The organism is Bacillus sp. ISL-77, assembly GCF_018613105.1.
This window is the reverse complement of the sequence record NZ_JAGGQY010000079.1, coordinates 1-23,076: the sequence shown is the minus strand read 5'-3', so window position 1 is coordinate 23,076 and position 23,076 is coordinate 1. Positions and strand designations below refer to the sequence as shown.

Sequence of the window (23,076 nt, the reverse complement as noted above, 5' to 3'; positions counted from 1 at the left end):
TAACTTTTGGGGTGCAGTACAAAAACGGCCTTTAAACCGGAAAACAGTCGGAGAGTTTCTTTTTGAGGTTAAGAAAAAACCATATACTTTTCTTATTGTGAACATTTTCATATTACTCTATTTCTTTTTAGTTATTCCTACTTTTTAATATGTTTCTTCGCTTATTCATTTCCTTAGCTGCACGTTTGGCTTTTTCTTGAGTGGAGTGGACATACAAAATACTGGTTGAAGTAGAAGTATGGCCTAATTGCTCCATTAACAGGTTTAAATCGTTAGTCGTTTCCATTAAATTAGTGGCATAAGTATGTCTTAGCTTATGTGACTTATTTGGCAAATGGCTAAATATTCTAGTAGTAATGATACCGTTACTTTTGTATGCGATCTTTTTCCCGATCATTACAGGAAGCTTCAAAGGGAATATGTCGATCAAGCTATATACATTTGCATTTTATAGCCAATTGGTCTTTTTGACATATTAGTAGGAACCCTGTTTTCGGCTACCAAACTTGCAACAAAAAAATATGCCTGGCTTTCGGCCGTGTTAATAATCGTAATTTCACTCGCTTCAAAATCAAGGATAGATATAGGAATATTTTTTAAATGGATTTTGTGGATCTTCCCCCCAGTGTTCAAGGTGATTGGGTATATGGAAGGCGAAGATCAAGTACTAATAAATAAACCAATGATATTGGACTGTATTTTTGTAATTGTTTATATAATCATGGGAGCTGCCATGTTAGTTCCTCTTTTTAGAAAAAAGGAAAGTTAGCAGCTTTACATATGCATTTCTTATTTTTCAAACTCTAACGAAAGAAATATAAATTAGATCTCCTTCACATCAGATTACTTTTCAGCAATCGGGCGCGTTTATTTAAGAACGCGTCTTTTTCGAGTATTGGGCCATTAAATTGAATAAGAGTTTTCATAAAACCCCATTTTTATCAGGAGCACTTAAGCGCACGTAAACGTTGATTTATCAACAATTTATAAAATCTAAACAACAACAAATTGTTACAAGTTTAATCCCTTTGTCGCCCAAGGAGTTTTGTGATAGGGAACTTCTGTTAGGACATGTATGTAATCCTCGTGTAAATATGCTACACAACAGATCTAAAATTTGAAGAAGATTTTTTTTATGTAAAAAGTGAAATTTCTTTTGACATTTAACATTAAATGGAATAATATAAAATAACAGTCAGCACTGACAGTCAATTCTTTAAAAAAGCTGGTGAAAGAATGAATAAAAGTAAAAATCTTAGCAGCAATGATAAACTGCTGTTGGCAGCTATCGATCTAATAGCTGAGAAAGGCTATAATGGTGTGTCCACTATGGAAATCGCCACCACAGCCGGTTTAAGCGAAAAGACGCTGTTTCGCCACTTCGGTAGCAAGCAAAATCTTCTTGAATCTGCTTTTGACCGTTTTCATTATATCGAAGAGATGAAAAAGCTTTTTAACGAGAAGCTTAAGTGGGATTTATATGCAGATTTGCTCATGATTAGCAGGACGTACCATGAAATTATGAACCGCAACCGGAAAATGATTCAGATCAGTATCAAGGAAGAAGGCAATATGCCAGGGTTTCGAGAAAGAACACAGAAACAGCCTCAACAATTAATGGAAATCTTAACAGAGTATTTCACGGCTATGTTCGAGAAAGGCAAACTGATACGGACGAACCCGGAAGTTCAGGCGTTGTCGTTCATGATGATGAATTTTGGTGCATTTATGAACGATTTGGAGTCAAATGCTATCTTTCCAACCGTATCACTGGAAGAATTTATAATGGAGAGTGTCCAAATATTCACTAGGGCTTTAACCCCCTAGTATTTTTTAAAAACAAAATGTCAGTCAGTACAGACTATCATTAATGCTTTATTTTAAAAAGAGATAGCGAAAGGAGGGAAGGGATGGAAAAGGAACAGCGACAAACAGGTGAGAAATTGATGCTTATTTTAATGTTTACGCTTATCATTTCAGCCATGAGTGCATTAATGTTTAACATCGTACTCCCTGATATTAGTGAAGAGTTGAATCTTTCTATCTCTCAAGTAAGCTGGTTCTCTTCTGCGTATGCTCTGATTTATGCGATTGGAACAGTGACTTACGGGAAGTTAGCAGATAGCTACAAACTCAAAAATTTACTGACGTTCGGATTGATACTTTTTGCTATCGGTTCACTGGTCGGTCTAGTTTCCCATACATTCTGGTTAGCGCTTGTCGGAAGGTGCTTGCAGGCAATGGGGGCTGCTGCTATCCCAGCAACAGCCATGCTTATTCCGGTACGCTATATTGCTCTAGAGCGAAGAGGCTCAGCTTTAGGCATGGCAGCGGTAGGTTTGGCAATCGGCAGTGCTCTTGGACCAGTTATTTCTGCATTAATTGTCAGTGTTGCTCATTGGCGTTGGTTATTCTGTATCCCTATCTTGATTTTAATCACGCTACCTTTTTATCGTAAATATTTGAAAGATGAGCAGCAGGGGGTGTCTGGAAAGTTTGACTGGTTTGGAGGAAGTTTGTTAGCTGTAGCAGTAGCTTTGTTTCTACTGGGTGTAACGAATGGAACATGGTGGTTTATGATTGGGGCGTTACTAGCTCTGGTGTTTTTCATAGCTCGAATCCGTACCGTTGCCAATCCGTTTATTCAACCTAAACTCTTTGGAAATAGGGAGTATATACTCGTTTTAACGGTTGCATTTCTAATAAACGGGATTGGATTTTCTCTCTATTTTCTTAGTCCCCTGCTTCTATCACAGGTTCATCAGCTAACATCTAGTTGGATTGGTTTTGCAATGGTTCCTGCCGCAGTTGCCTCAGCCATTTTGGGGAGAATAGGTGGTAAATTAGCTGACTTAAAGGGGAACTCGCATCTATTCTTTGTTGCATCTGGATTGTTATTGACATGTTTTGTATTACTCTCAACCTTTACTGGAAATTCTCCACTTTGCATTGCCATGTTTCTGATTTTCGGAAATGTCGGGCAATCCTTTATGCTCATTGCTATGTCCAATTCAATCTCAAGAACATTACCAAAGGAGCAGGTTGGAGTAGGAATGGGACTATTTTCAATGATGAATTTTATTGCTGGAGGAATCGCCACAGGGGTTTATAGCTCGGTTGTGGATATTGGATCTGATGTCCTCTGGAATCCGTTAAATATGAATCCAAACGGTTTTATTTACAGTAATATCTTCTTCGTACTTGCTGCTTTACATGTGGTTATTCTGTTGTTTTACTATTTCCAGTACGGCAGAGCAAAGAGAAAAAGCATTCAGTTAAAAGGTTGAAGTTAGTTTAGATCAAGTTTCACTATTACTCATATTTGGAGGAGATTAAAATGACAACAACTTTATTTGTAAAAGCGAACAATCGTCAAGAATCTGTTAGTGGGAAATTATATGATGCATTTTTAGAGAGCTACAGAGCCTCATATCCTAATGACACGGTGATTGAACTCGATTTATTTAAAGAACCATTACCTTATTTAGGTGATGTTATGATTAGTGGAAATTTCAAATCCTCTCAGGGGATAGAGCTTACACTAGAGGAAAAGTCTGTACATGATGTTGTGGCTAAGCACCTTGAACAGTTTGTAGCTGCTGATAAAGTGGTCATGGCCTTTCCACTTTGGAACTTAACAGTTCCTGCCGTGTTACACTCGTACCTTGATTATATGCATCACCCACGTAAAACATTTAAATATACAGCTGAAGGCTTAGTTGGCCTATTACCCAATAAGAAAGTGGCATTATTAAACGCAAGAGGTGGGATATATGCCGAAGGAGATTCCTCTGAAATGGCTGTAAGCTTTGTTAAGAATCACTTGAAAGTATTTGGTATAACAGACATTACAACGGTAGTTATTGAGGGACATAATCAATTTCCTGATCAACGTGAAGCTATTATTGGGGAAGGAATATATAAAGCTGTTCAAATGGCCAAGAATTTCTGAATAATAAAGGACGCATTTCATTAAAATGTGAGTAGAAACTCAATTTAAAAGATGACTTCTAACATTTTAATAAGGCAGAAAAACAAATAAGTTTTTCTTATTCTACAAACGGGCGCTTTTCAGGAGTAACGAAAAAAGCCCAATTTCTCAGAATTAAATTAAGAAATTGGGCTTTTTAATTTTTCTTAACGTTGTAAATTCGTGTTTTGCTGGTGGTACCCATGGCGTTATCCCCATAATGAAGAAACCCAGTTAATCTTCACATGTAAAGGTAGCTGGGTTTTAAAGCTGTATGTGCAAAATAGCACTTAAAATAAGTGTAAATTATCGGGCAAAGTGACAAGTCTTGAGTCCCCAAAATTTTTTTATTGTTGCTTTGTTTTCTTATAAGAATTTCTTAATTCTATCTTAGTCCATTCTTCTTTTGGGATGTCTCTATGTTTATAATCAACAACCACAATTTGTCTACTTTTTATTTTAAAAGTAATAGTTTCTTCACCATAAGGAGGATTATGTGCACCCTCAAAAGTTTCAACTTGAACGGTTACATAAAAAATGAAATTTTCCTCATCTTTCTCTATTTTAATGATTTTCTCAAAACCCCGATTCCACAGTTTAGGTTTATAATATGTTTCAATAGCTTTACTTATTGGGTCTACTAAGCGTTCAATCAATAATTCTTTAAGTAATTGTTTTGGAACAGGTATTCTGTTAATTTTCTTTCTTTTAACATCAACAATTTTCCACATATTTTTTAATGGGCCACTTGTTTGTTTTTCAACTGTATAAAGTACATTAGTGCCATCTTCTTTCCAAAGGTGAACAAAACCTTTGTTACCCTTGATATATAGTCGTGGTTCATCAATCCACTCATGTTCCAGTTGAATGATTGTAAAATACAATTGGGCAAGTGGTGTTATTTTATAACCCAATTGATTAAAATATCCGAATGAATAAAGTTCATACCCTGTTAAGTCAATATCGAAATCCATACTATCATTATTGCTTTTTTGTACAGTTGCATGGGCTGTGTAAGGTACTAAGATACTCATAAGAACTACAATAATTACAGAAATTGCGGTTAATTTTGGTCTCATATTCAATCATCTCAATAATATATTGTGACAACAGAGGTGAATTTATTTTTTTACTCAGGGTAAAAAACTTGTTCCAGAAAAGGGCGCGTTTCCTGCGAAAGGATACGCGCCCGTTATGGATATAAGGTCAGAGTCAAAAGTAAATTACGTTTTTAACGAACAATTCGATAAATAAACCGAGGTCTTAACCTCGATCTAAAGTTGTAGGGAACTTCATTCATTTTATCGATTCCTGAACCTATATTAATCGTTACAATAGAGAGGAAGAAACAAGAAGGTCTACATCAAGTGTTGTAGAACGGTTTAGAAAGTTATTCCTAAGCAGAGGAAGTGTAATCTATGAAACTAAATCATATCAATCTTACGGTCACTGACGTTAACACTGCCCGAGAGTTCTTGGCGAAATATTTCGAGCTACAAACCAAGAGCATACGTGGCGATTCATTTGCTGTAATGACTGACGAAAACGGATTGTTGCTCGCCTTAATGAAAGATACCAAGGTCAACTACCCTAAGTCCTTTCATATTGGCTTTTTACAAGAGAGTAAAGAACGAGTGAACGAGATTAATCAACGATTGAAGGATGATGGATTTGATGTGAAACCGCCCAAAATGGCTCATCGCTGGACATTCTATGTTAAAGCCCCAGGCGGATTTACTGTGGAGGTTTTCAGTTGAATGAGGCACATTCAGTACATGGTTTCCCTCATACTCGTACGAATCAAGGGTGTCCGTGACCTAAATGATCTATATGATAAAATCAATTTTACTTTGACTGATACACTAGAATGTGGTCCTTAGAATCAATAAAGTTATAAGACAAAAAAATTTCTGAAAAAGAAAGTGTTAAACAATGCAAATAGGAAGAACAAATAAATGGAAGTAATTTTACTACTCCACAATCGGGCGCGTTTATGGGAGATCATAAGCCTAATTCCTCGTTAAAAACATGGAGGGATTAGGCTTTTTTATATTTCAAAATCATTGAATTTATCCTATTGGTAAATGCATTGGCAGCAAGCGGTACATTTCATGGCAACTGCTGGTGAAAAACATGGCAGAGGTGGTACATTTTATTGGCTGTAATCATTTATATAGCTAAATCATCAACCGACATCAAGGGAATACAAAATAGTGACATTATGTTGAAAGTTAATTTCTAAGGGAATTTATAAGTGATTAAATAAGAATGGAGTGTAAATACAAAACCTGCGTGATTCGTTGTCATGTCGGAAGTTTGAATGCAAGTATCGTTTCGCCAAGAGAGGTGTTTAAGTCAGCCATCCTGAATAACTGCGCATCGATCATAGTCAGCCACCAGCATCCATCCCAGAATGTTACTCCCAGCCATGAAGATATTGAAGTCACGAGAAGATTAGTGGAAGCAGGTAAGATTCCAGGAGTCGAGGTTCTCAATCACCTGATTGTCAATGCTGATGCCGAATACTACAGCTTGAAAGAAAAAGGTAGAATGTAAGATTCGAAGGAGAGGGAGGTTTAATCCCTCTTCTTTGTTATTTTCTTTTTTTTGTGGTAGTTCGTCTTGTTTGGGGGCATCGAACCCCCAACAATACGGCTGCATCTATGCTACGCATGGATGCAGCATAAAACAATAAAAAGTTTGTACTAAAATGGTACTATTCCCGAATTTCATTTCAAGAATTTTAATTGATACTTTGATTAGAAAACATCTCAAAATGTACTTGGAGCATTTTTCTAACACTCATGAAGATAAAATATTGTTGAATTATTTGTGAATATTCAATAAAATCGACAAACAATTTACAAATGATTATATATAATGGGGTTAAGGTGATTCTTTTTTGTCCAAAAAGGTTTTCCTACATTTTTTATAGGGGAGATGTAAATATGGATTTTTATGAAAAGTTACCTACTGATTTTTTAATTGCCTTTTATGATGAAATGATGAAAAACATTGAAAAAGGGTTATTAACGAAAAATATGTATTATGAATTAGGTTTATTGATTTCAGTTGCTCGTCAAAGGGGTATTACATTAGAGCAACCATGCAAATTGTTGATCTAAAGGTTCTGGATGATTTCATTCAATTAACGCAAAATGCCACGTAATTAAGGATGCTTCGTAACCATCTTGTGACTTTAACTACCATCAAAAGAAAAATCAAAAAAATTCCCATATTCATCATGTGACAATACAGGAGTTTTAATCAAATATTTTTATATTGTGTATTTTTACTTACTTGATACATCGTGATGAGATCGTCTAATTTCTGACTGTATCGAAGGGTTTCATTGCTTTTTAAGCCTGTTGCTTTTGCAATTTGGATCAATTCTTCTCTTAATTGATTGATTCGATCTTCTAATTTCTCGATCTCGCTAACCATCATCCATTCCCCTATTTTTCTTTAACTGTTTAATTCGATAAAATCGATTTTCTACGCAATTATTATTATGCGAAAAATTTCACACAATTGGAATACATATGACAAAACAACCTAAAAAGTTACAAAAAATGAAGAACTAAGGAATAAAAGGAGGAAACGAGAGCCCTTTTTAGTTGGTACTTGTCGGTTTCTAGCGGTTTCCACCTGCGAAAATACTTCCTGTAAGTCTATTTGCTGTTTAGCGATATATGTCATTCTATTTCGTGCTTTTAAGTGATTATGAAATGCCAATGCTGAGTTATTTCAGCATGAAAGCTGAAGGTAAAATGTAGATTCAAAGGAGAAGGAACCCTCTCCTTTGTTTTTTTCATATTTTGTATGTTTCCTCTTATTTAGAGCATCGATCCCCAATAAGACGGCTGCATCTATGCTGCGCATGAATGCAGCTTAAAAAACAATGTATTCACTGTTTCAATGTTGACTTAGTCAACATTTTATTTTATGATTGTGTTGACTAAGTCAACAGGAGGGAATAGGATGAAACGCTCCACTAAACGAATTATTGAAACGTTCCCGAAATTTAAAAGTAAGTTAAAAGCTTATGAGAACATCTTATTGGTAGAAGAAGCAATGAAAGGATTAACAGATGTTGAAGCTGTATTCCTCAAATTAGCTTGGTTTTTTGAAGCTCCTGAACAGGAAAGTTTTAATATCGGATTGTTGTATCACCATTTAGAGAATGATTGGCTTGAACTCGCGTTAGAATTAGTGACCCAGTTCTTTCAAGAAGATACGTATTTAATTCAAAAACCTACCCATTCCATTCTTCGAGAAACGCCCGATGATTATTTTAATCAAAAGCAGTTTGCTGATTTCTTATCAGAACATGGCTTGAATTATGATAAACGGAAATTAAATGTGTATTACAGTCGAGGAAAAATACCGAAAGCGGATGTTGAACTTGCAGGTACCCCCTATTGGAGTAAATCTACAGTCGAAACGTATTGCGAACAGGAGAAGAAACGAACGAAAAAGGAATAAGGTAGGAGCTGTTAACAGCAATGTAGCTTGGGTTTCCAAGCTGTTTTTTTCTTTATATTGTATTGTGAATGAGTCGGTGAACTTTTTGTGAATAAACCAGGGATTTCATATACGGTTTACTGTTTGGTAAGGATGAGAATACACAAGTTAAATTAAAAGACGATATTCCACACTTTTTCTTCAATTATTTCGCAATTCAAAATAAAACCTACATTCTATCTATCTCAATATCCATAATTTTGGTAAAATACTTATAAAAGCTAGTTTGAAAGAATCGTAATTAATATCATCATTATGGGTTCGTCATTTTTGATATTTTGCCAATAGGTTGCATTATCAAAAGGGGATTAATACATGTGGATTTGGATTATTGTTTTTGTTCTGTTTTTCGTCCTATCGATCGTGATTAAGGAGGCAGGCTATTATCTTTTTAATCAATATTTATACGGGTCTAAATATGAAAAGCAACTAAAATGGAAGAAAAAAATGATGACCCTTTTCACTTTATTTAAGAAAAAATTACAAATAGATATACATCAAACGAAGAGAGCAAGAGTTCATAAGGAAATCATGTAAGAAAGAAAAAGTAATAGGCTAACTGTACTTTTCTGTGGAGGGGAAAAATGATATTCAAGGCAAAAGAAATAGCAGAAGTGGGAAATCATATTCTTTTTAAGAAAGCAATCAAAGGGATTGTTGAGAAGGTAAATGAAAATTCAGTCATTGTGAATATAACCGAAAATAAGACGGAATTGAAATTTGAAGGAAATAGAACCGTTGTGGCACATAAAAATTACAAGATTTTGGTTGTGCATGATGTGAATGAAAACGTCATATATACTCAATTTTAAATGAATGGATTCCTTTTTTGGACAATAATGCGGTTTTTCCAGAGAAGATAAAGGGAGGATTTCGCCCATTTAAATTAACAGTAAATATATAACTATAAGAAAATTTTTCTGAAAATTCAATTTAAATTTGAAAATGTAAGCGTTTTCCGTTATAATAAATAGTGGGTTGGATGGCATGCGTGGCCGTCAGCGTATCTGGCGTAGGTGGGGCCGATACTAGGGACAGATGTAGATTGTCCTTATAATAAAATACTTAAATGTTCGTTAAATATGTGGAAAATGGGTGAAGGAGAATAATAAGAAAAACTTCATATCAATAATACGTACTGGATCGATTAAATCGCTATCCAGTTTTTTATTGGGAATTTATACTTCGATATTTAGAAACGACTTTTACGACACCATTCATTCTTCTAAAATTTTAAGATATGAAATGGGCAACGCTTGAAATGCTTACCCTCTAATTGTCTATCATAATTGTTACGTTTGCACTCGTCCATATAACAGCCCTTCTCAGCTTAAGCGCAGCTGGAAGGGCTAAATGTTTTAACTAGCGGAAACACTGAAAACTGTTCACCGTTACATTCGTGGTATTTCATTCATTTTTTCGTTTTGTTCCATTTGATTTAATTCACTCCTTGTGTATCTATTGGAGAAAAATAACACTAGGATGAAAAAAATCAAGCAACCACCCATTACCAACAAGAAATATTGCAACCCTAAAACGAGAACTGAAAACTCCATTCAAATCCCCCTCGTATAATGACTTGTCTTCTATGTATTTCTATGAATGTGAAAAAATCCCTTCAATTAAAGCGCAATAATGTAAAGGTTTGACCTTTTTATGGTAAGTATTTATTTGACCATTACATTGGTTAAGGAAAAGAAATCAAGATTGATGGTGGATCTCAGTTCATCCTGAATTTGAATTTTTTTCTTTAGAGGATCAATTTTTGTTACAAATCCAACGCGTGAAGTAAAAAAGCCGTTTGTCCATGTGGTAATTTCTAATAGCTTTTTGGTGGCCATGCCTTCAAATAATAGCCGTTCCATCTCTTCAATTTTTTTTTATCGAGATGTGGCCTAGGAGTTTTATGATCATCCTCCCAAAGATCCTTCAACATTTTTATGGTTTCAGGCATGAAAAAGCCATTCCATTTCTTCATACCACGATCTTTATGGTCAGGCAGATCCTGTTGCCCGTAAAACTTCTACGGAAGTAAATGTTGATTCTATCTCCGTTCTAAAATAGTTGTTTTATATACGCCCTTAGCTTCATCCATAATAAAGGATAAAGCTAAGGGTTTTTATCATAAATTGTTTTTTCATTAATCTTCGACAATCGGGCGCTTTAATGAAGTTAAGTATATGTTCAAAATAAGCTTTTATATAAAAAATATAATGCCATAAACGACATTTTTTAATTGCCAAAAACAAAAATAAGTCGATATAAATAAGCCCACTATCTCTGTATAAAGAAATAATGGGCCTATTCATTTACATATATATAAGATTTGCTTAAGCGGCGGGGATGCTTTTCTTATGTTTTAATTGAAGAACAAAAAATAATAAAGTACCAGCATTAAAGACAAATCCAAACACGGCTAACATTAGTGCATGGCTCCATACATCATGCAGATCATTTCCAATCGAGATAAGGTCACGAAATCCTTTTATCGCGTACGTCATTGGAAGGAATGCATGTATGTGTTGGTAAAATGGAGGTGCTAAAGCTATAGGGAATGTGCCAGAGCTGCCGCCAATTTGCAGTAAGAGTAGAATGAATCCAAGCATCTGTCCGATTTTTCCCAAAATGGTACAGAGCATTTGCACCAAAGATAGGAAAGTAAGACTCGTCAAAATTGTAAATAGATATAAGCCCCATACATGTTTAACTTCTAGGCCCATGCCTTGGATAAGTATAGTTACTGCTAGAATAGATTGAACCAACCCAACCATAATAACTACACTGTGCTTACTGAGAAACCAAGAAGCCCCAGATGATGGTTCTAACGGTGTTTCCTTAAGTTGATAGGTAGAAACGAAAAATAATGCACTAGCCATCAAGCCTATAGCCAAAATATAAGGAATTAAGCCAGCTCCATAATCATTTACCTCACTGATTTTGTGAGATTCCAACTTTGTTGGATTAGAAAACATGTCAAAATTTTTATCATTCAATTTCAGTTCATTCGCTTTTGTAGCACCGGATTGTAACGAAGAAAGTAATTGACCTGTTCCGTTAGATAGTTGGGAAGCTCCTTTATATATTGATGCGGAACCTTCTGCAAGTTTTTGAGAGTCTTCACTTAACTGATTTGCATTTGAGTTAAGTTTTTCAATCCCTTTCACAAATGGATTGCTTGCATGTTCGATTTTTAAAATACTGTCTGAAACAGCGCTGGTTCCATTCGTTAATTTGTTAGCACCACTATGTCCTTCGGCTAACATTTTGTTAAATGTCCCTAGATTTGAACTGAAGGTATGTTGCCCTTCTGCCAATTTTTTAGCGCCTTCAACCATCGATAGTTGTCCTTTTACAAACTGATCAAGTTGACTCTGCACTTGCTGTGAACCTTGTGAAACGGTTAACAGCATAGACCCGAATTCAGTGATTCCTTGTTCTAAATCAACCGGCGCTCCTGTGGTGGAAGGAGACATGAAATGATCCAAATTCGAAAGCAACTGTTGTTTCTCTTGCTCTGAAAGACTTTTGCTTGTATTGATAAGCTCTTTTTGTTCTTTAATTAGTTGGTTCTGGCCCTGAATAATTTGTTGTAAGGAGTTCAGTTGGCTTATTATTTCAGGCTTTTTTTCATTTACATCCTCTAACGCGATCAAAAGTGGATCAATTTTTTCTTGAATCCCAATTGTACCCTGGTATGCCTGCTGTAAGTTTCTTTTAAGATCGTTAGCTCCTTGTTCTAATTCTTTAGAACCTTTAGAAAGAATTTCGCCATTTTTGTTAAGGACTCCCAAGCCATTTTCTAAATTACCCATCCCACTATGAAGTGTTTGAACCCCGTTAGACAGTTGGCCAATTTCCGTTTGAAATTGTTGTGTTCCATTGTATATCCTTTGTGTGCCGTCTTTAAATAAGACGGTGCCAACAGCTAAACTCTGCAAATAGTCTTGTAGGGTTTCGGAAGCATTTGTAATTTTGTTGGCAGCCTGGTCAATTTTATTCGCTCCGTCAGTTGCTTTTTGTAAATTATCACCTACTTGATTTAAACTATTAAATAATGTGATTGCATATTGTTTTGTGATAGAATTTGATATTTTCTCATTGATTTTACTCATTCCAGAGGTTGCTATCTTTGATGCAGTATAGTTTTTCCCTGGATTTGTGTAATATCTCAAGCCCATTTTACTAGGATGTTCGTCTAACAAGGATGATCCATTTTTAGAGAAATCATTTGGAATTTCGACTACCATGTAAAAATCTTCATTTTTTAATCCTTTAAACGCTTCTTTACTATTGGTAAATGTCCATTTAAACGAGTGATTCTGTTTCAAATCATGAACCAAGTCTTTTCCCAACTGCAAATTCTGCCCAGCAAATGTTGATCCCAGATCTTTATTTACTACTGCAATTGGAAGGTCCCCAGTTTTAGAATAGGGATTTCTAAAAGCGGATAGAAAAATGCTGCTATAGAGCAACGGTATAAAAAGGATGGCTATCAATGTTAATCCAGTTTTGCGATGGCTGAAAATATTTCTCCACTCGCCCCTTATCATATTCAACTATTTTATCCCCCATTGTTTCCGGGTACCGATTTATTTTGTAGGACCCTTATTTCATAGGCTAATTTTACTATAAGATGTCCTTGGGTGTTAGTACTTCATTTTTCCATTTTGAATACTTTTTATATTGACCCAATTCACCTTCTGGAAACGATTAGCCCACATTGTTTAAAATCTTGGCTAAAAACATACCGAACGTACTCTGGGCGGCAGCACTACGGACTGATCAGAAAGGAAAAAGCACCCTTTCTGTCATTCCGTACGTGTCGCTTCGGCATTAAATGGCCCGATAACCACGGACTGTACGGCTCACGCCTACATTCCGTAGGTTCCTGTTCCATTTACAGCTTACGCCGCCATACTGAACGAGCCGAAAATCGGAAAATCAAAAGATTAAAAGAATAAAAGACAAAAGGAGAGCAGCCGAAACGGCTGCTTTTATTATTGATTTTTCCCTTTTGCCTTCCGAATCTTAAAACAACGCAAGCCTTCTAACCTTTCAGCCGGTAGGAACCCGAACCTTTCCGGCTGGAAGCTAAGAAGGCTAGTCAATCGGTCAAGGGGCAAAAAACTTTTTTACTTAAAGGCGCTAACGCAACAGCAAAAAACTTTTTGTGCGAAGAGCATCCTTGACCCATTGCCTATGCGTGTTTTTCGTTCTACTTGCAAAAGGGGAAAAATCATCCCCCTATGGGGAACTCACCCGCTTCGCAAGTCAAAAGGAAAAAGAAAATCTTAATACCAAACATCAAAGATCTAAAGAACCATAGAAAATCAAGGGAGGAAAAGCAAATGACAAAAAGCGTGTATGAAATCATTACAGAAAAAATCATCTAAAAATTAGAAAAGGGCGTTGTACCGTGGCGCCAGCCGTGGACCAACTCCAATGCGGTGAACTGGAAAACACAAAAACCATACCGGGGAATCAATATTTTCCTAGTGGAGCCGGGGGAATATGCATCCAAAAAACAGATTTTAGAAGCAGGTGGACGAATTAAAAAAGAGGAATTAAAAAATTCTCATATCATTGTCTATTGGCTTTGGAAAGAGAAGGAGGACGAAGAATCAAAGGAGAAAAAGACTTTTGCCAAACCTTTCTATTACCGTGTTTGGGAGATTAATAAACAGTGTACCGGCTTAGAAAGTAAAAGAAGCATTGAAACCTTTGATCATGATCCCATTGAAAAGGCGGAGGAAATTTTTAAAGGATATATCAACGCACCAGATTACACGTTTCATTCAGGTAAGGCTGTTTATTACCCAACATGGGATAGAATTAATTGCCCACCGATTAAAGATTTTAAGGTCCCGGAGGAATATTATTGCACCCTTTTTCATGAACAAATACACAGCACCGGACATAAAAGCCGATTAGCACGCCCAGGTATTATGACTGAAGGTGTTGCATTCGGGGATGAGATTTATTCAAAAGAGGAATTAGTCGCGGAAATGGGTGCGGCGATGTTGTGCGGAGTGGCTGGAATAGATAACAGTACCATCGAAAATAGCGCAAGCTATATCAATTCGTGGTTACGAGCTCTAAAGAAAGAGAGTCGATTAATTTTACAAGCAGCCGCTCAAGCCCAAAAAGCTGCAGATTATATTTTAGCTGAAACAAAGGAACATTCGATAGACGAAAATTAAAAGGAATGAGTCACTCATAAAATCACAATCACAACTTTCACCGGCTGATCTGTCAGCCGGTGAAAGGGTACATCGAACAGGTTCAACTAAATCCATAGTATGCTACAAAGGAGTGAAAGAATATGAAGGTTTTTCAAGTAATTTATTTTGCAAATGGCTTACAAAGAATATCGATTGTAGTGGCCACAAGTGAAGAAAAGGCAGAAAAAATGGTTTCTAAAGACTTTGACAGGAAAGATCTTTACCAATTAGATCGAATCCAAGAATGTGAACTGACTACGGAAAGTATTATTCATACCGAGGTGATAGAAATGGTTTGATACAAATCCTTTGAACCTAGATGCCTTAGAATACTTGTCATTTTAACAATATAAGAGACAGCACCGGCTATATTCTAGCCGGTGAAGCTCACGGTTGGAGGAAAAAAACATTCGTTTTTTTCTTGATAAAAAGCAGGCATCGAGCCTGCTTCACGGTTGCTACAGCAACCTTAAACCTTTGAAAGATGAATCGAGGAAAAGATGATGTTTAAAGTAGGCAGAGCTGAAAACCTTTAAGATTAAGAGAATAAAAGAATAAAAGGTAGAGGAAAACATCCTATTTTCGGCTAGGTGCACCTTTTCAAAAACGAATAGAGCAATGAATTTCTCACTGGGTGTAACGTTCAAAAAACAGTCCCAAAGGAGAGGATCCGAATTGAAAACTTGTCCATATTGCGGTAGCAAAATCGAAAAAATAAATCATGAGTATTACTATTGTGATTTTTGTTGTATGCAGCTTGATGCAAGGATTGTTAAAGAAAATCATGAACGCCTAGACGTTCGATTTCGTGATTTTGCTTTTGCTTCCTATATTGATAAGACCACACCGGAAATTATGACATTATCCACCTTTGAGCTCCTGTATTTACTTAAAATGATCCGGAAAGAGCGTAATGACATGTATCATCATATGCATGTATTTCACCGGGCTAGTGAGGCTGGAAGTAACAATTACAAAGAAGCTGAAAAAGATTCAGGCCGAGATTATCTATATTTCACGAAAAAGGCATTTGTTGTGGAAAATATCATTCGCTCACGGATTGGTTATGTTCCAGCAAGAATTACTGAAAATGATTTAGCAAAGTATCTTGAAAACATCAAAAACGACAAAAAAGGTCTAATGATTATTCGGACCAAGAGACAAAAAGTTGAATAATAACGGTATAATATGGGAAAGTATGTGCTTGAGTGTTATATGTTACTGAGGCTCCGACTGCCCCCGGAGCCTTTTAGTATGTGAGAAAGGAATTTAATTCCAATGATTTTATAGACAAAAAAATTCAATTTTATATAAGCTTAAGGAAAGAAGAGAAACAGGAACATAATTACTCTTTTGTAGTGAATTTATAAAAAACTAAGATAAATAAAAAAAGAGCCTTTTAGCCCTTACTCAAAGAGAAATAATTTAGTACCAGCCCCACCTACGCTGCATACCTCGATGGCCACGTTTGCCATCCGACCCAATAAAAATTATTATTGAAAGCACTTCCATTTTCGATATGAATTTACTTAGTGAATCAAAAAACCCCTCTTTTGAGGGCTTTTCTTATGATGCATAAACTTTATTTTTCAATGTAGAAACTGCTTTTAAGAATTTATCAACATCTTTTGTAACGTGAGTTGGCTTTAATTCTCTGTGAGTTCGACGAAGAGTTTGAATATCCTTTGCTCCCATAATACCGATACTTGCTGTCGGAATACGTTCTTTAATTAAGTTATAAGCCTCTTTACCAGCATTCGGGTGCGGAGCTTCTAGGATTATTAGGGCTTTGGCATCTGTGGAATAGATATAAACCTTACTCTTTCTCATCATTTGCTACTTTATGCAGCGGCTTTGTCATATCTAAACGGTCAAGTTTTTGTTGTATAGATGAAGCTGTTTTATATCTGTATGAAAAATCTACACCAGGTATGTCCCAAATTAAATCATCGATTTGCGGAGGACAATCATAAGTGTTTAAGTAATAATCGTCAATTTGTTTTACTAGTTCTAAAAAGAGCTCTTCATTAAACCCTTTTACTTTCATATTGCCATTAAACCATGGACTTTCAACGATTATTTCTTTTAGTATTACCCAAATTTCCCTATAAGGTAACATCAGGACAACCCCTTACATTCTGATAAAGTAAATTTACCACAAATTCAGAAGGTAGAGTTTGCTTTTTTCGTCCTTTTAATTAATTCTTGTATCGTCTACCCACCTTGCTATTGTTGAATTTTGATTCTGGATACAAAAAGGAATCCTGTTTTGAGGAATCCTTTTTACATATCGAAAAAATCATCCGGTTTAGCAGATGGATCTATTTCCTTCAAAGCTTTAACAATTTTACTTATTGTCCTGGTTGTAGGTGCTCGGTCAATGTCTCCAGCTGCTAAGTCGTTAATTGTATTTCTACTAACTCCAGCCTTGTTCGCTAACCATGATTGAGAAATTCCCCGATTATCAAGCCATTTCCCTAGTTTACTTCTCTTTTTACCCAATCCAAAGAAACTAAACAAGATCACTTTTCCCACTCTCCCATTTTTTATATGTTGGTCAAGTCATGTCCAAAATGACAAAAATAAATACCTTATGTGACATAAAAATGTGTCAACTTGGACAAACGGTGCAGCATAGGCTTTTATCACAGAGTAGGAACTGCATCTGATTTATATCAGATAGATAAGAACTACATTTGAAATGGTTCGGAAAAGGAGGAATAAGGCATGCCAGGGATAAAGAAAATTTCTCTTGTACTAAACACGGATGATCCAGAGCAGGCGGAATTATATAACTTCGTGAATTCTCTTCCAAACGGTCGAAAAAGGAACAGTAGTGCCTTTCTTCGTACTCTTGTTGACCGGGAATATCAAAAGAAAAAAGAACAATTCCTTGCTGAAATGAAAAGGGTAATGAACGAAAAAAAGACGCCAGAAGCGTCTAATGTGAAAGTAATTAAACCGATTAAGAAAAATATCACTTATTTAGCTAAGGATGTTAACCAAAACTCCAATCAGAGCCCCAATTGCTCCACCAATAATAAAAGTCATCCCTAACACCTTCTTTTGTTGGATTTATTCGTATCATTCCCAATTGAATAAAAAACATACAAGGAGTGGACAGCATGAGAACACAAACCCTTGATTTTAAACAATTTGTTAGTAAGGAGAAGTTTCCTATCGATGAAGTATTAAAGTTGCTAAAAGATAAAAATTTAAAGAAATTAGTCAGTATTGGCGGAGGATTAATGCTTGTATTGGTACCTAAATCAGCATTAGCGGCAACTAAAGCTTCAGCAGACCAAACTTTCAGTAATTTATGGGATGCAATCCTTAACGTCGTGGACTGGATTGTGGTTGGCGTATTTGTTTTTGCAGGAGTGGCTTGGATGTTCGGTCACCGTACCAAAGCCTTGGAGTTGATCATCGGCGGTGCAGCTGGCTATCTCCTAGCACGGCACGCTATCGATATTAGGGACTTCTTAAAAAAACTATAGGGAGGTGGAAACGATGGGATCCAAGACAATTATTATGCTCTGCCTGTTAGGATATAGGATTTACGCCAAAAACAAACCCATTAAATCGGTGAATTTTAACGCATTCCTTCACAAAGGAGGGAATAAGCATGAAATTTCGTTTATCAAGTGAATATGGTGAGCTTTCAGAGGTTCGAAACATGGTTCCTCATCATGGAATTGATTTGGCTATGCCTGAAGGGACTGAATTAAGAAGCGTTATGAATGGAATCGTTGAAAGGGTAGTCGATTTTGGCAATGACAATCTAGGAAAGGGTGTATTTATCCGCAACGATGACGGCACTTTGTCTATTTACGGCCATATGTCCAAAATTAAGGTAAAGGCAGGGGAACATTTAACAGCGGGGGAATCTTTCGGATTTGCGGGGAACACAGGCCACTCAACAGCAGCACATTTGCATTTTGGTATGAAGGATGCTGCGGGTCACAGGATGGATCCTACACCGGTTACGGAGAATGTTTCGAATATGTCAGGCAGTGATTTTCATTTCAGTCAAATAGGTAGCGTTTTGCTGGATAAGTATAATAAATTCGCTGATAAAGTCATTGGTGCGGAAATGGATATGGTGATGAAGCCTGCACAACATACCTTGCAAGATTGGTTAATTTGGTTAGGGCATACTCTAACGGATTTAATGCCTGAAATCGGCACAGCCATAACCATTGCAGCTGGAATCACCATAATGTTTACGGGGAATTTCCCTAAATATATCACTCGTTGGGGATTTGCAATGATGGGGGTGATTTCGTGGATTTTACTCGCAAAATAAAAGCCATTAAAGTATCGGATTACTTTGTTTATCAAAGAAACAGAATGATCACTTATCGAATAATACCTCATATTTCGGTAACGAATAACAGCAATTATAAGATGTGGCGGATTCTTCACAAGATGTATGAAATTTATAATAAAGTCCCTTCAAGAATAAGTAGGGAAGGGTTTCAAGTAACGTATCGGGAAAAGGATAGTATTTGGTTTGATGTTGTATTCAGGCAGAAGGATAATGAGAAACGGATTGAGTTTTATGTAAGTACATCAGAGATTTGGGCAAAGAAATTCCGTGAAATCCTTGAAAATTATATGAAGGTCACAGTAGAAGAGGTTGAAACGAACGTACTTGAAATCCCTGCTAAAAATGAAATCGTACTCCATGAAATCAGACTATCCAGGCATGATATATTTTCTCTTCGGATAAATGCTACGGAACAAACTACCCCTATCGCCTCAATATTGACGGCACTTGATGATATTTCAATGGATGAAGACTTTGCCCGTCTTTCTGTTTGCACTGAAACATTTGACCGTAAGAAATGGGCTAGAAACGGTCATTGGGCTAACGAAAAACTAAGAAAAGGGATAATACCTGTAAGAGCAAGAATCACCCCTAGCAAGGTTCAGAAGGCTCTTAAAACAGGTATATCCACCTTTGCAAATGAAGTGTATGACGTTCTAAATGACATTATGAATGCCATATCTAACACATTCTTTAAGAGTGCCAAAGGATTTGAAAAGAAGAAAGTATTTGATCGTAAGCACGCTTTGATTGAAGAACTGCATACCACCAAAGTAAAAACAGAAGGAAAGTTAAATCAACCTGTATGGAAGACCTATATCCGTGTAGCTGCAGCAACAGAAAATAAACTGCGTGCGGATCTAGTCGCGAATACCATTAGTAGTGCTTTTGCTGAAATAGCTGGCGACAATGAATTGTTGCCTTATAAGGTACGCTTAAAAGCTAGGAAACAAGAAATCATCAATGAAATGAACACTCTCCATTTGTCTAAAACAACTATGGCAGATGGAGATGTATCTTTATTGTCCTGTGATGAGATTTCAAAAGTAGCTATTCAAATGCCGACTTCCATCATCCAACAACGGTATGAGAATGAATTAGCTGTTAATAAGAAGGTAGAAATAGATATATCGTCCATTTTCATTCATCAAGAAAAGAAAGCTGGTGTAAGAATAGGGGATATTGTCATTAACATCGGCAGCAATAATATCCAATTGAATGAACAACCATTGAAAAGTCATGAAGTAAATAGCAATAGCATCTTAATTGGCCACGCAGAGTACAAAGGAAAGGATATTCCTATTGGCATTCCTTTAGGCAATCCAGAAGAAACATACAAAGGTTATGTTGCTATGGGAGGGATGGGGAGCGGTAAAGATACAATGATTCAAAACTTTGTTACTGAAGCCTCGCTTAAGCACAATATAAGCTTTGTTGTCATTGACCAGGTAAACAAAGAAGGGCTTCAAGGTATGGCGAATGGTATTAGAGACTGCCTCCCACCTGAAAAAATCATTGATATTGAATTATCCGACGATAATTACCTGCCTCCACTGGATCTAACCGAAGTAATGGAGAAATTGGGGCGTAAAGGTGCAGATAGGTTTGCCAATGAATTGATTGATTTCTTTGGGGATTTAGAGTCAATGGGGCAAAGTAGGAAGATTTTAAGGGCTTTTGCTCAAGCTTCAAACGGCAGCCTATACAACATTAAGCGATTGCTTGAAAGTGAGCCTTTTAGAGCGGAAACAGCAAGGAAACTAAGGGAAGAAGGGAAAAAGAGATTAGCTGAAGAAATCGAGAAGTATCTAAGTGAATATGAGTTGGTAGAAAAAAGGAATAGCAAAGGGGAAGTAACTTCCTCAGATATGAAATGTACAAAAGACGGTCAAAAGTCTTTAGATGGAAAAACAAGTGCTATTTATAACCGATTAGATGAATTCATGGGGGATTCGACGTTATTTGAAATCTTCGCTCAACCCCCTAAAGCAGCAATGAACCTGGAGCAATGGATGAGGGAAGGAAAGGTAATCATTTTCAGAGTGCCGGATAGAATCCTTTCTACGGTTGCAGTAAGAACATTGGTTCACTGGATAACGTTAAAAGTATTGATGACAAGAATGTTAATGACTGTAGATGATCAACAGAACGGTGCTTTCATCGTTTTTAACGAGCCGCAGACCTATTTAGCAGAGAATAAAGGTCTTGCAAAGCTATTGTCTAGGATCGCTGTTCAAGGGCGTAAAGAAAGGCTAGGAAGCATCTTTGCGTGTCACCATTTGGGGCAGTTAAAGGAGATTTCAGAGGACTTAATATCCGGCGGGGTAAATTGGCTGCTCTTCAAGAACGACAATGAGAACACCTTTAAACGGCTGGAAACACAGCTGCAACCTATCTCCGTGGAAACAGCCCTGAACATACCGAACACCAAAACAACACGGCACGCCATCTGTATTTTAAACTTCGGAGGAGAACGGAAGCCGGCGTTCTTGGTCCGAATGTTGAAGCCTTTCTATGAACGATATAAGCCATATGACAATTCTTTTTTAACCAAGCGGCACTCTAGAATGTTCGGAAGGCATTATGAAGAAATTGAGGAGTTAATTGATCAGGAAGAAAATAATTTTAGAAAAAAGGATACCAAATAGGATAGGACCTGCATTTTTTGGGATATCCGTGCATATGCTGCTTGTGAAGCAATCGCCCACAACAGCGATGAGGCAAACTATGCCCTTCGGCCAAAAGGTCGATGGGTTTTATTTTTATATAGTAGTTCCGAACTAATTCTGAACTACTTCCCCTGTATTAGACTCTACTGCATGGTAAAGGTAGCTATTTTTATTTACATAAAAAAGAAGCCAGGGTTATCCCTCTTGGCGGTTCAAAATGACTGTCCGAGCCGTCACCTTCTTTCCTGGAAAAAACATAGTCTAGAAAGATAGATTGTCAATAATAAGCCAGGATTACAACCGAAAAGGGGGAGGTATTTCTCTGAATGGAACACTGGCTGTTCTTACACAATCATACCAAGGGGCAGCTACTTCGTCGTTGCGTTTGCATTTTGATTCTGAATTGAATATCGCATATGCCTGTAAATGTTTGATGTACACCTTTTTACTCTCTCAGTGTTAGACAAAGCTATTAAGATAGTATTTCCACAATTACCAAAGTGAAAATAGGTAAAATAGTAAAAAAATATTGCACTAGGATACCAGAAGTGTTAAAATTTAAAAGTTGCTTTAAAAAATGTATCAATTGAAAACCAAATCTATTAAAAGAATGTAAATTTTAGTTGATATATACAAAGTAATGTGATATGATTGTTTTTGTCGCTTTTTTAAAAAAGAAGTGTTGTTCTTTGAAAACTAAACAAAAAAAGACGTGTAAACAAACAATATTTATTAGTGAATCTTTCTTTTGAAAGTGAAGCTAAGCCAACGTAACTTTATGAGCTAATCAACTTTCTTGGAGAGTTTGATCCTGGCTCAGGACGAACGCTGGCGGCGTGCCTAATACATGCAAGTCGAGCGAATCTTTAGGAGCTTGCTCCTGATGGTTAGCGGCGGACGGGTGAGTAACACGTGGGCAACCTGCCTGTAAGACTGGGATAACACCGGGAAACCGGTGCTAATACCGGATAATCCTTTTCCTCTCATGAGGAAAAGCTGAAAGTCGGTTTCGGCTGACACTTACAGATGGGCCCGCGGCGCATTAGCTAGTTGGTGAGGTAACGGCTCACCAAGGCGACGATGCGTAGCCGACCTGAGAGGGTGATCGGCCACACTGGGACTGAGACACGGCCCAGACTCCTACTGCTGCCTCCCGTAGGAGTCTGGGCCGTGTCTCAGTCCCAGTGTGGCCGATCACCCTCTCAGGTCGGCTACGCATCGTCGCCTTGGTGAGCCGTTACCTCACCAACTAGCTAATGCGCCGCGGGCCCATCTGTAAGTGTCAGCCGAAACCGACTTTCAGCTTTTCCTCATGAGAGGAAAAGGATTATCCGGTATTAGCACCGGTTTCCCGGTGTTATC

The 23,076-nt window shown here is 36.9% G+C and carries 23 protein-coding genes, 2 pseudogenes and 1 other annotated feature; of the genes and pseudogenes, 17 read left to right on the top strand and 8 right to left on the bottom strand.

What is annotated here, in order from left to right; genetic code table 11:
• Positions 1–127: 127 nt before the first annotated feature.
• Complete coding sequence (locus J7E77_RS27190; RefSeq protein WP_214718322.1) at positions 128–397, bottom strand: tyrosine-type recombinase/integrase; 270 nt, start codon at positions 395–397, stop codon at positions 128–130.
• A gap of 839 nt (positions 398–1,236) precedes the next feature.
• Between J7E77_RS27190 and J7E77_RS27185 the strand changes: the two genes are divergently transcribed.
• The 3 genes from J7E77_RS27185 (at position 1,237) to J7E77_RS27175 (ending at position 3,952) form a co-directional block, all read left to right on the top strand.
• Positions 1,237–1,827, top strand: a complete 591-nt coding sequence (locus tag J7E77_RS27185; protein ID WP_214718321.1) for a TetR/AcrR family transcriptional regulator — start codon at positions 1,237–1,239, stop codon at positions 1,825–1,827.
• Between the two features lie 83 nt (positions 1,828–1,910).
• A complete protein-coding gene (locus J7E77_RS27180; RefSeq protein WP_214718319.1) occupies positions 1,911–3,287 on the top strand; it encodes an MFS transporter in 1,377 nt (458 codons plus the stop codon).
• A 50-nt stretch (positions 3,288–3,337) separates the two neighbouring features.
• Positions 3,338–3,952, top strand: a complete 615-nt coding sequence (locus J7E77_RS27175) for an FMN-dependent NADH-azoreductase (RefSeq protein WP_214718317.1) — start codon at positions 3,338–3,340, stop codon at positions 3,950–3,952.
• 365 nt (positions 3,953–4,317) lie between these two features.
• Here the strand turns inward: J7E77_RS27175 and J7E77_RS27170 are convergent, their stop codons facing one another.
• Positions 4,318–5,049 carry a DUF3888 domain-containing protein gene (locus J7E77_RS27170; protein WP_214718315.1) on the bottom strand — a complete coding sequence of 244 codons (732 nt, stop codon included), beginning with the start codon at positions 5,047–5,049 and terminating at the stop codon, positions 4,318–4,320.
• A gap of 339 nt (positions 5,050–5,388) precedes the next feature.
• Here J7E77_RS27170 and J7E77_RS27165 point away from each other — a divergent pair, with 339 nt between their 5' ends.
• From J7E77_RS27165 to J7E77_RS27155, 3 genes and pseudogenes are all read left to right on the top strand, one after another.
• Positions 5,389–5,727 carry a VOC family protein gene (locus J7E77_RS27165; protein ID WP_214718313.1) on the top strand — a complete coding sequence of 113 codons (339 nt, stop codon included), beginning with the start codon at positions 5,389–5,391 and terminating at the stop codon, positions 5,725–5,727.
• 535 nt (positions 5,728–6,262) lie between these two features.
• Positions 6,263–6,526: pseudogene (locus tag J7E77_RS27160) on the top strand (JAB domain-containing protein); the annotation flags it as partial.
• A gap of 392 nt (positions 6,527–6,918) precedes the next feature.
• The gene (locus J7E77_RS27155; protein ID WP_214718308.1) at positions 6,919–7,095 is read left to right on the top strand and encodes a hypothetical protein; all 177 of its coding nucleotides are present in this window, start codon (positions 6,919–6,921) and stop codon (positions 7,093–7,095) included.
• Between the two features lie 142 nt (positions 7,096–7,237).
• On the opposite strand, the gene J7E77_RS27150 is transcribed toward J7E77_RS27155, so the two are convergent.
• Positions 7,238–7,414 (bottom strand): aspartyl-phosphate phosphatase Spo0E family protein, encoded by a 177-nt coding sequence (locus J7E77_RS27150; RefSeq protein ID WP_251028213.1) that lies wholly within the window; start codon positions 7,412–7,414, stop codon positions 7,238–7,240.
• Between the two features lie 537 nt (positions 7,415–7,951).
• Between J7E77_RS27150 and J7E77_RS27145 the strand changes: the two genes are divergently transcribed.
• From J7E77_RS27145 to J7E77_RS27135, 3 genes are all read left to right on the top strand, one after another.
• Positions 7,952–8,455, top strand: coding sequence for a hypothetical protein (locus J7E77_RS27145; protein WP_214718304.1), 504 nt, complete (start codon positions 7,952–7,954; stop codon positions 8,453–8,455).
• 354 nt (positions 8,456–8,809) lie between these two features.
• Positions 8,810–9,031: a hypothetical protein gene (locus J7E77_RS27140; RefSeq protein ID WP_214718302.1), complete on the top strand. Its 222-nt coding sequence runs from the start codon at positions 8,810–8,812 to the stop codon at positions 9,029–9,031.
• Between the two features lie 47 nt (positions 9,032–9,078).
• Positions 9,079–9,306 carry a DUF2187 family protein gene (locus tag J7E77_RS27135; protein ID WP_088090879.1) on the top strand — a complete coding sequence of 76 codons (228 nt, stop codon included), beginning with the start codon at positions 9,079–9,081 and terminating at the stop codon, positions 9,304–9,306.
• A gap of 855 nt (positions 9,307–10,161) precedes the next feature.
• Here the strand turns inward: J7E77_RS27135 and J7E77_RS27130 are convergent.
• Complete coding sequence (locus tag J7E77_RS27130) at positions 10,162–10,359, bottom strand: YolD-like family protein (protein WP_214718300.1); 198 nt, start codon at positions 10,357–10,359, stop codon at positions 10,162–10,164.
• Between the two features lie 465 nt (positions 10,360–10,824).
• Positions 10,825–13,044: a YhgE/Pip family protein gene (locus tag J7E77_RS27125; RefSeq protein ID WP_251028214.1), complete on the bottom strand. Its 2,220-nt coding sequence runs from the start codon at positions 13,042–13,044 to the stop codon at positions 10,825–10,827.
• An 855-nt stretch (positions 13,045–13,899) separates the two neighbouring features.
• Here J7E77_RS27125 and J7E77_RS31545 point away from each other — a divergent pair.
• The 4 genes and pseudogenes from J7E77_RS31545 to J7E77_RS27110 form a co-directional block, all read left to right on the top strand.
• Positions 13,900–14,136: pseudogene (locus J7E77_RS31545) on the top strand (ArdC-like ssDNA-binding domain-containing protein); the annotation flags it as partial.
• 30 nt (positions 14,137–14,166) lie between these two features.
• Positions 14,167–14,694: a zincin-like metallopeptidase domain-containing protein gene (locus tag J7E77_RS31540; RefSeq protein WP_308160801.1), complete on the top strand. Its 528-nt coding sequence runs from the start codon at positions 14,167–14,169 to the stop codon at positions 14,692–14,694.
• A gap of 122 nt (positions 14,695–14,816) precedes the next feature.
• Positions 14,817–15,014 (top strand): hypothetical protein, encoded by a 198-nt coding sequence (locus tag J7E77_RS27115; protein ID WP_214718295.1) that lies wholly within the window; start codon positions 14,817–14,819, stop codon positions 15,012–15,014.
• A 376-nt stretch (positions 15,015–15,390) separates the two neighbouring features.
• On the top strand, positions 15,391–15,891 hold the full coding sequence (locus tag J7E77_RS27110) for a hypothetical protein (protein ID WP_214718293.1): 501 nt from the start codon (positions 15,391–15,393) through the stop codon (positions 15,889–15,891).
• 390 nt (positions 15,892–16,281) lie between these two features.
• Here J7E77_RS27110 and J7E77_RS27105 read toward each other — a convergent pair whose 3' ends face one another.
• The 3 genes from J7E77_RS27105 to J7E77_RS27095 all read right to left on the bottom strand — a co-directional run bounded on the left by J7E77_RS27105 (position 16,282) and on the right by J7E77_RS27095 (position 17,241).
• Complete coding sequence (locus J7E77_RS27105) at positions 16,282–16,545, bottom strand: hypothetical protein (RefSeq protein ID WP_214718291.1); 264 nt, start codon at positions 16,543–16,545, stop codon at positions 16,282–16,284.
• Positions 16,532–16,834: a hypothetical protein gene (locus tag J7E77_RS27100; protein ID WP_214718289.1), complete on the bottom strand. Its 303-nt coding sequence runs from the start codon at positions 16,832–16,834 to the stop codon at positions 16,532–16,534. Before J7E77_RS27100 ends, J7E77_RS27105 begins: the two co-directional genes overlap by 14 nt.
• A gap of 164 nt (positions 16,835–16,998) precedes the next feature.
• Positions 16,999–17,241 (bottom strand): helix-turn-helix transcriptional regulator, encoded by a 243-nt coding sequence (locus J7E77_RS27095; RefSeq protein ID WP_374103013.1) that lies wholly within the window; start codon positions 17,239–17,241, stop codon positions 16,999–17,001.
• 201 nt (positions 17,242–17,442) lie between these two features.
• Between J7E77_RS27095 and J7E77_RS27090 the strand changes: the two genes are divergently transcribed.
• The 4 genes from J7E77_RS27090 to J7E77_RS27075 all read left to right on the top strand — a co-directional run bounded on the left by J7E77_RS27090 (position 17,443) and on the right by J7E77_RS27075 (position 21,693).
• The gene (locus tag J7E77_RS27090) at positions 17,443–17,772 is read left to right on the top strand and encodes a hypothetical protein (RefSeq protein ID WP_214718287.1); all 330 of its coding nucleotides are present in this window, start codon (positions 17,443–17,445) and stop codon (positions 17,770–17,772) included.
• A gap of 68 nt (positions 17,773–17,840) precedes the next feature.
• Complete coding sequence (locus tag J7E77_RS27085; RefSeq protein WP_251028212.1) at positions 17,841–18,212, top strand: glycosyltransferase; 372 nt, start codon at positions 17,841–17,843, stop codon at positions 18,210–18,212.
• Between the two features lie 128 nt (positions 18,213–18,340).
• On the top strand, positions 18,341–19,021 hold the full coding sequence (locus J7E77_RS27080; RefSeq protein ID WP_214718285.1) for a M23 family metallopeptidase: 681 nt from the start codon (positions 18,341–18,343) through the stop codon (positions 19,019–19,021).
• Positions 19,000–21,693, top strand: a complete 2,694-nt coding sequence (locus tag J7E77_RS27075) for an ATP-binding protein (RefSeq protein WP_214718283.1) — start codon at positions 19,000–19,002, stop codon at positions 21,691–21,693. The genes J7E77_RS27080 and J7E77_RS27075 overlap by 22 nt, the downstream gene beginning before the upstream one ends.
• An 814-nt stretch (positions 21,694–22,507) precedes the next feature.
• Positions 22,508–23,076: a sequence feature (most likely nonfunctional fraction of RNA operon), on the top strand.

Coding starts and splice junctions, on each gene's coding strand:
- J7E77_RS27085 (WP_251028212.1), top strand. CDS start 17,841: ATGAGAACACAAACCCTTGATTTTAAACAATTTGTTAGTAAGGAGAAG.
- J7E77_RS27175 (WP_214718317.1), top strand. CDS start 3,338: ATGACAACAACTTTATTTGTAAAAGCGAACAATCGTCAAGAATCTGTT.
- J7E77_RS27125 (WP_251028214.1), bottom strand. CDS start 13,044: ATGATAAGGGGCGAGTGGAGAAATATTTTCAGCCATCGCAAAACTGGA.
- J7E77_RS27105 (WP_214718291.1), bottom strand. CDS start 16,545: ATGAGAAAGAGTAAGGTTTATATCTATTCCACAGATGCCAAAGCCCTA.
- J7E77_RS27185 (WP_214718321.1), top strand. CDS start 1,237: ATGAATAAAAGTAAAAATCTTAGCAGCAATGATAAACTGCTGTTGGCA.
- J7E77_RS27145 (WP_214718304.1), top strand. CDS start 7,952: ATGAAACGCTCCACTAAACGAATTATTGAAACGTTCCCGAAATTTAAA.
- J7E77_RS27180 (WP_214718319.1), top strand. CDS start 1,911: ATGGAAAAGGAACAGCGACAAACAGGTGAGAAATTGATGCTTATTTTA.
- J7E77_RS27190 (WP_214718322.1), bottom strand. CDS start 397: ATGATCGGGAAAAAGATCGCATACAAAAGTAACGGTATCATTACTACT.
- J7E77_RS27080 (WP_214718285.1), top strand. CDS start 18,341: ATGAAATTTCGTTTATCAAGTGAATATGGTGAGCTTTCAGAGGTTCGA.
- J7E77_RS27130 (WP_214718300.1), bottom strand. CDS start 10,359: ATGGAACGGCTATTATTTGAAGGCATGGCCACCAAAAAGCTATTAGAA.
- J7E77_RS27115 (WP_214718295.1), top strand. CDS start 14,817: ATGAAGGTTTTTCAAGTAATTTATTTTGCAAATGGCTTACAAAGAATA.
- J7E77_RS27150 (WP_251028213.1), bottom strand. CDS start 7,414: ATGGTTAGCGAGATCGAGAAATTAGAAGATCGAATCAATCAATTAAGA.
- J7E77_RS27140 (WP_214718302.1), top strand. CDS start 8,810: ATGTGGATTTGGATTATTGTTTTTGTTCTGTTTTTCGTCCTATCGATC.
- J7E77_RS27155 (WP_214718308.1), top strand. CDS start 6,919: ATGGATTTTTATGAAAAGTTACCTACTGATTTTTTAATTGCCTTTTAT.
- J7E77_RS27135 (WP_088090879.1), top strand. CDS start 9,079: ATGATATTCAAGGCAAAAGAAATAGCAGAAGTGGGAAATCATATTCTT.
- J7E77_RS27100 (WP_214718289.1), bottom strand. CDS start 16,834: ATGTTACCTTATAGGGAAATTTGGGTAATACTAAAAGAAATAATCGTT.
- J7E77_RS27165 (WP_214718313.1), top strand. CDS start 5,389: ATGAAACTAAATCATATCAATCTTACGGTCACTGACGTTAACACTGCC.
- J7E77_RS27170 (WP_214718315.1), bottom strand. CDS start 5,049: ATGAGACCAAAATTAACCGCAATTTCTGTAATTATTGTAGTTCTTATG.
- J7E77_RS27090 (WP_214718287.1), top strand. CDS start 17,443: ATGCCAGGGATAAAGAAAATTTCTCTTGTACTAAACACGGATGATCCA.